5 protein-coding genes are annotated in these 6839 nt (G+C 68.4%); 2 read left to right on the plus strand and 3 right to left on the minus strand.

The window, feature by feature from the left end; translation table 11 throughout:
• The first annotated feature begins 319 nt into the window (after nucleotides 1-319).
• Nucleotides 320-2113, plus strand: a complete 1794-nt coding sequence (locus tag JNK84_RS22000; protein ID WP_293428272.1) for a cation:proton antiporter domain-containing protein — start codon at nucleotides 320-322, stop codon at nucleotides 2111-2113.
• Nucleotides 2114-2134: 21 nt separating this feature from the next.
• Here the strand turns inward: JNK84_RS22000 and JNK84_RS22005 are convergent, their stop codons facing one another.
• Nucleotides 2135-3712: an ABC transporter substrate-binding protein gene (locus tag JNK84_RS22005; RefSeq protein WP_293428274.1), complete on the minus strand. Its 1578-nt coding sequence runs from the start codon at nucleotides 3710-3712 to the stop codon at nucleotides 2135-2137.
• 69 nt (nucleotides 3713-3781) lie between these two features.
• A complete protein-coding gene (locus JNK84_RS22010; RefSeq protein ID WP_293428276.1) occupies nucleotides 3782-5272 on the minus strand; it encodes an amidase in 1491 nt (496 codons plus the stop codon).
• Between the two features lie 180 nt (nucleotides 5273-5452).
• Between JNK84_RS22010 and JNK84_RS22015 the strand changes: the two genes are divergently transcribed.
• The gene (locus JNK84_RS22015) at nucleotides 5453-6613 is read left to right on the plus strand and encodes a M20 aminoacylase family protein (RefSeq protein ID WP_293428278.1); all 1161 of its coding nucleotides are present in this window, start codon (nucleotides 5453-5455) and stop codon (nucleotides 6611-6613) included.
• A 98-nt stretch (nucleotides 6614-6711) separates the two neighbouring features.
• On the opposite strand, the gene JNK84_RS22020 is transcribed toward JNK84_RS22015, so the two are convergent.
• A partial coding sequence (locus JNK84_RS22020) for a Flp family type IVb pilin (protein WP_293428288.1) occupies nucleotides 6712-6839 on the minus strand: 128 nt, incomplete at its 5' end.

The following is a 6839-nucleotide window of genomic DNA, read 5'->3' on the forward strand; positions in this document are numbered from 1 at the left end:
GGTCGCGCCAATGTCTCAAAACCTGTCTGGCCAAGAGATTGGTGGCGTGCGCGGAGTGAGAGCCAACTACTGTATATTGCTACCGTCCTCGGGCGCGGCGATGCCGGTCGATCGCACGGCGCGAGAGGCCCTTCCCCGGACATCTGTCTCATTCATGCAACAGCAGAACGCGCCTTCGTCCTTCATTCGAGGGCCGCCGCGGCCATCGGCCGCGCAGCTTTTCTTGCGCGGCGGACCACCGGCTCCCCATAATAATGGTCGCATCGGCCGCACGGACCGATCCTCCCCCCACCCATGACGCGAGGCCCCGGACCGTACGATGCCGCATGACACGCCCCTGATCGCCACTATCGTCGCGGGCCTCGGGCTGGCATTCGTCTTCGGCGCCATCGCCAACCGGCTGAGACTGCCGACGCTGGTCGGCTACCTGTTCGCCGGCATCCTTGTCGGGCCGTACACGCCCGGTTTCGTCGCGGATCAGAAGCTTGGTACCGAACTCGCCGAGATGGGCGTGATCCTGCTGATGTTCGGCGTCGGCCTGCACTTCTCGCTGAAGGACCTGATGTCGGTGCGGGCGATCGCCATTCCCGGAGCGGTGGTGCAGATCGCCGTCGCCACCGTCATGGGCTGGACGCTGGCGATGGCGCTCGGCTGGAGCCACGGCGCGGGTCTCGTCTTCGGCCTCGCCCTGTCGGTCGCCTCGACGGTCGTGCTGCTGCGGGCGCTGCAGGAACGTCGTCTCGTGGAGACAGAGCGCGGGCGCATCGCGGTCGGCTGGCTGATCGTCGAAGACATCGCCATGGTGCTGGCGCTGGTTCTGCTGCCGGCGCTATCGAGCTTGCTCGGCGGCCAGGCGCAGGCGACGGCCGCCTCCGACCCGATCGTGCAATGGCTCAATCTCGGCGTCGGCGGCATCCTTGCGCTGACCTTCATCAAGGTCGCGGGCTTCGTCGCGCTGATGCTGGTGGTCGGCCGGCAGGTCATCCCCTGGGTGCTGCACTACGTGGCCCATACCGGATCGCGCGAGCTGTTCCGTCTCGCTGTGCTGGCCATCGCGCTCGGCGTCGCCTTCGGCGCCGCCAAGCTGTTCGGCGTCTCCTTCGCGCTGGGCGCCTTTTTCGCCGGCATGATCATGAGCGAGTCGGAACTCAGCCACCGCGCGGCGGAGGAATCCCTGCCGCTGCGCGACGCCTTCTCGGTGCTGTTCTTCGTCTCGGTCGGCATGCTGTTCAACCCGATGAGCCTTGTCACCGAGGCCTGGCCGATCCTCGCAACGCTGTTCATCATCGTGGTCGGCAAGTCGATCGCGGCCTTCCTGATCGTCGTGGCCTTCCGCTATCCGGCCGCGACCGCGCTGACGATCTCGGCCTCGCTGGCGCAGATCGGCGAGTTCTCGTTCATCCTCGCCGAGCTCGGCGTTCACCTGAAGCTCCTGCCCGAGCGCGCGCGCGATCTGATCCTCGCGGGCGCACTCCTGTCGATCATGCTGAATCCGGCGGTCTTTGCCGGCGTCGATCGGCTGCGGCGCTTCCTCGACACGCGCGCGCCCAGGCCGGAACCCGCGGCTCCCGTCCCTGTTCCGGCCGATGGCGCGCCGGAGCCCGCTCCACAGCCGCCAACCGGCCAGCCGACCAGCGACGAGCCGCCGGCCGTCACGGCGCTGTCCGACCATACGATCCTCGTCGGCTTCGGCCGCGTCGGCAGCCTCGTCGGCGAGGCGCTGAAGGCCAGGGGCCTGCCCTTCCTCGTCGTCGAGGACGCCGACAGGCCGCAGGCGAGACTGCGCGGCGAGCGGATCGAGACGATCGCCGGCAATGCCGCCAATGCCGACATCCTCCGGTGCGCCAATGTGGCGGGCGCCCGGCGGCTGATCGTCGCCATTCCGAACGCCTTCGAGGCCGGGCACATCATCGAGATGGCGAAGACGGCCAAGCCCGACCTGCCGATCATCGCCCGCGCCCATTCGGATGCCGAGGTCGATCACCTCACGGCGCTCGGCGCCGGCACGGTGATCATGGGCGAGCGCGAGATCGCGCGCGGCATCATCGACACGGTGGCAGCTGCCACCGCCCCACCCGCCACGAATCCCATCCAGAACGGCGCCGCGATCTGACGCGGCGCTCTGGCGACCGGTTCACGCCCGCCGGAGGCTCCATGGATAGGGTGCCGAGCCGTGGGGCATGCCGGTCAGCGTCCGGCGATAGGCCGTCTTGAGCGTGAACTGGCCGAGCGGCACGGTCGCCACCTCCTCCAGCGCCAGCCGTCCCAGCTCGCGCGCCGCCTTTTGCTGGCCGGCTTCGTCCGGCGCGAACAGCCATTCCTCCGTCAGGGCCTCGGCCTTCGGGCTGTCCCACCAGCCGAACCAGCCGCGCGCGCCCTGCCCCCGCACCAGCAGCGAGGTGGCGGGCGTGCCCCAGCCGGGCGCCGGCCCGGTGGTGTGGAAGATGCTCCAGCCGCCCTTGTCGGTCGGCTCGCGGCTGTTGCGCCGCTGGATGACCGTGCCCCAGTCGGTCTCCGCCAGTTCGACGTTCAGGCCGATCTTCTGGAGGATGTCGGCGCTGACCTGGCCGAGCGGGCCGATATCCGGGAAATCGGTCGGGTTGATGATCACGACCTTTTCGCCGCCATAGCCGGAAGCCTTCAACGCCTCGGCGGCCTTGGCGATCGACTGCGGCATGAGGTCTTCCTGCTCGCCGGAATAATAGGCCGTGCCGCGCGGCCAGAGGCTGCGGCACAGCTGCCAGGCCGAGGTGTCGTTGCCCTGCGAGCCGCGCATATAGTCTTCCTGCATCGCCGCCATCCGGACGGCCTGACGCACCTTGACGTTGTTGAACGGCGCCTGAAGGTGGTTGAGCCGCATGATCGCGACGCGGCCCGAGGCGTCGATGACCTCGCGCACGACATCGCGCGAGCGGGCCAGCAGCGGCTGCAGGTCGGCCGGCGGGCGCTCCCACCAGTCGACCTCGCCGCGCGTGAGCGCGTTGGCCGCAGTCGAGGGGTCGGGAATGATGTGCCACTCGATGCGCGGGAAATGCGCGACCTTGCCACCGGCGCCGCGGCTCGCCGGTCCGGAGCGCGGCACATAGTCGGCGAATTTCTCGTAGACCACCCGGCTGCCGGAATTGAACTCGCCCGGCATGAAGCGGTAGGGCCCGGAACCGATCATTTCCGTCACCTGCCGGGTCGCCTCGGTCTTCGCGTGGCGCTCGGGCATGATGAAAGCCGGCGTGTCGGGCTTGCCGAGCGCGTCGAGCAGCAGCGGAAAGGCTCGCTTGAGACGAAGATCGAAGGTCCGGTCGTCGATGACCTGCCACCCCTCCACGACCCGGCCGACCAGCTGTCCGAAGGCGTCGCGCTGGGTCCAGCGCATGATGCTGGCGATGCAGTCGGCCGACCTCACGGCCTCACCGTCATGGAACTTCAGCCCGGCGCGCAGCTTGAACCGCCAGCGCAGGCCGTTGTCGAGAATCTCGTGGCTCTCGGCCATCTGCGGCTGCGGCTTGAAGTCCATGTCCGCGCCATAGAGCGTGTCATAGACGTAATAGCCGTGGTTGTTGGTGACGGTGGCCGTCGTCCAGATCGGATCGAGCGAGGACAGGTTCGCCTGCGGAATGAAGCGCATGGTCGAGGCGCGCCAGTCCTGGGCCAGGGCCGGGGCGGCGATCAATCCGGCACCGGTCGCCGCGCCCTTCAGCAAAGTCCTGCGGTCCATGATCGGGCTCCTCCCCCATTTCCAATGTCATCGTGCCGCCTTGTGCCCGGAATGCAAGCGAAGCGGCGATCAGTCGAAGCCCATGAAGCCGGGCGTGGCGCTGATCGGCGGCGTGGCCTTCAGCTTCGCGATATCCGGCACCGGGCGGCAGGTGCGCGCATCGTCCGCGAGCAGCTTTTCCAGCGCGGCGGCCACCGCCAGCACCTTCGCGTCGCCGCCGCGCGGTCCGACGATCTGCAGGCCGAAGGGCATGCCGTTCCGGTCGAGGCCGACGGGCAGCGAAATCGCGGGATGTCCGACCGTCGTCACCGCATAGGCATTGGCCAGCCAGTGGAAATAGGTGCGGGTCGGCGCACCGTCGATCTCGGCGGGATAGAGCTCCGACCAGGGCCTCGGGCTCAGCGTCACGGCAGGCGAGAGGATCACGTCGAAGCGCTCGAAGAAGCGCTGCCAGTTCTTGTAGAGCACCGTCTGCTGCTTCAGGGCGCGCGTCACGTCGAGAGCCGAATAGCGCAGGCCCTCCTCGACATTGGCCCGCACGTTCGGCCCGACCAGCTCGGGCGTGTCCCTGACCCGCTCGTACATGCCGGCCATGAAGGCCACCGCGCGCAGGACCTCGAAAGTCTCGTCGGTGCCGGCGCAATCAGGCGTGGCTTCCTCGACCGCCGCGAAGGCGTGGCCGAACAGGCCGACCTTCTCGGCGAAAACCTCGCGAATGTGCCGCTCCGTCGGCGTGAAGCCGAAATCCGGCGTCACCGCCACCCTGAGCGAAGCAAGGTCGATGGCACGAGGCGCGGCGAAATCCCCCGCGCGGCGCACCGTCTGGCCGAAGATCGTGGTGGCCAGCGGGTCGCAGGCATCGTCCGACACCATGGTCGAGAGCAGCAGGCAGAGATCCGGCACGGTGCGCGCCATGGGGCCGAGCACGCTCAAGGGATTCCAGCCAAGCGGGCGCTTGTCGCTCGGCACGAGGCCGGGCGACGGGCGGAAGCCGACAATCCCATTGAACGCGGCGGGATTGCGCAGCGAGCCGCCGGTGTCCGACCCCGTGGCGATCGGCACCATGCCGGTCGCGAGCGCAACGCCCGAGCCGCCGGACGAGCCCGCCGCCGATTTCGCGGGGTCGAACGGATTGCCGGTCGCGCCATAGACGGCATTGCGGGTATTGGCCCCGGCACCCCATTCCGGCGTATTGGTCTTGCCGGCGACGATCGCGCCCGCCTCGCGCACGGCGCGGACGATGAGCTGGTCTTCCTCGGGCACGAAATCCCTGAAGATGACGCTGCCATAGGTCGTTCGCAGGCCCCTCGTGTTCTCCAGATCCTTGACGCCGACCGGCAGGCCATGAAGGGGCCCGAGTGGCTCGCCGCGCGCCGTCAATTCGTCCGCCGCCAGCGCCGCGCGCCGCGCCGCCGCGTCGTCGCGCGCCACCATGCAGTTCACGGCGGGGTCGACGGCATCCATGCGGGCGAGGCAGCTTTCCAGCAGTTCCCGGGCTGACAGTTTCTTCGCGCCGATCAGGGCACGGGCGTCGAGAGCGGAGAGGTCGCAGGGTTCCATGGCGGCTCGCTGGGCGACGCGGTTTGCCGCGGCATTCTGGCGGCGCGCACCTGCCGCGGCAATGCATGGCTAGCCCGCCGGGCGCGGCATTGCCGGCCGTGGTCAGCGGATCGGAGCCGGGCTAGGCTCGCGCCCCTTCCAGGGCCGCCCCTCCAGGGCCACCCGACGACGAGCAAAGCCATGCCGATCCTCGACCAGATTGCCAATATCCACCCCGAGATGACCGCCTGGCGGCACGATTTCCACACCCATCCGGAGGTCGGTTTCGAGGAACAGCGCACCTCCGCCATCGTCGCGGAGAAACTGGCGTCCTGGGGCTACGAGGTTCACCGCAATGTCGGCAAGACCGGCGTCGTCGGCCGCCTGAAGGTCGGCTCGTCCGGCCGCACCATCGGGCTTCGCTGCGACATGGACGCGCTGCCCATGCAGGAGGCGACGCAGCTCCCCTACCGTTCGAAGACCGAGAACCGCATGCATGCCTGCGGCCATGACGGCCACACGGCGAGCCTCCTTGGCGCGGCCCAATATCTCGCCGAGACGAAGAATTTCGACGGCACGGTCAATCTGATCTTCCAGCCGGCCGAGGAAGGCGTCGGCGGCGCACGCGCCATGCTGGCGGACGGGCTGTTCGAGCGTTTCCCCTGCGACGCGGTGTTCGGCTACCACAACACGCCGCGCCTCGCCGTCGGGAAGTTCTCGATCCGCCCCGGCCCGATGATGGCGGGCGGCGCCTTTTTCGACATCCGCATCGAGGGCAAGGGCTCGCATGGCGCCCATCCCGAACTCGGCATCGACCCGGTGCTGGCCGCCTGCCACGTCGCGACCGCCATGCAGTCCATCGTCTCGCGCAACGTGCCCGCCGTTGACGGCGCGGTCATCTCGATCACCCGGATCGAGGGCGGCGACGCCTACAACGTCATCCCGAACGAGGCACATCTGCGCGGCACGGCCCGCTGGTTCAAGCCGGAGGCGCTGGAGATCATCCGCACCAACATGAAGCGCATCGCGACCGGCGTTGCGACCGGCTTCGGCTGCCAGGCCGAGGTCGATTTCCGCGTCATCTTCGCGCCGCTGGTCAATACCGACGCCGAAACCGCCTTCATCGCCGATGTCGCCGCCGAGATCGCGGGCGAAGCCAACGTCAACCGCAACCGCGACCTGATTATGGCCTCCGAGGACTTCTCGTTCATGCTGGAGAAGGTGCCGGGCGCCTATATCAACATCGGCAACGGCGATTCAGCCCCGGTCCACAACCCCGCCTACGACTATAACGACAAGCTCCTGCCCTATGCCGCGACGCTCTATGCGCGGCTGGTGGAGAAGCGGTTGGCGGCGGCCTGAGGGCCGAAGCCCGCCGTCACGCGCAACGGACACCTCAATGCAAAAAACCCGCCGCTCCTTGCGGAGCGACGGGCCTGAACCAACCAGCGATCGTCAGATCACTGCTTGAAGTTCGTGTTGACCTTGTTGAAGGCGTTGAGCGTGTTGGTGCCCATGGTGTTGACCGCGACGATGACGACGGCGGCGATGCCGGCGGCGATCAGGCCGTACTCGATGGCGGTGGCGC

The organism is Phreatobacter sp., assembly GCF_016793595.1.
Lineage (GTDB): Bacteria > Pseudomonadota > Alphaproteobacteria > Rhizobiales > Phreatobacteraceae > Phreatobacter.

Excerpts from the sequence above, each read along its gene's own strand:
- JNK84_RS22005 (WP_293428274.1), bottom strand. The coding sequence starts at position 3,712 with ATGGACCGCAGGACTTTGCTGAAGGGCGCGGCGACCGGTGCCGGATTG.
- JNK84_RS22000 (WP_293428272.1), top strand. The coding sequence starts at position 320 with ATGCCGCATGACACGCCCCTGATCGCCACTATCGTCGCGGGCCTCGGG.
- JNK84_RS22010 (WP_293428276.1), bottom strand. The coding sequence starts at position 5,272 with ATGGAACCCTGCGACCTCTCCGCTCTCGACGCCCGTGCCCTGATCGGC.
- JNK84_RS22015 (WP_293428278.1), top strand. The coding sequence starts at position 5,453 with ATGCCGATCCTCGACCAGATTGCCAATATCCACCCCGAGATGACCGCC.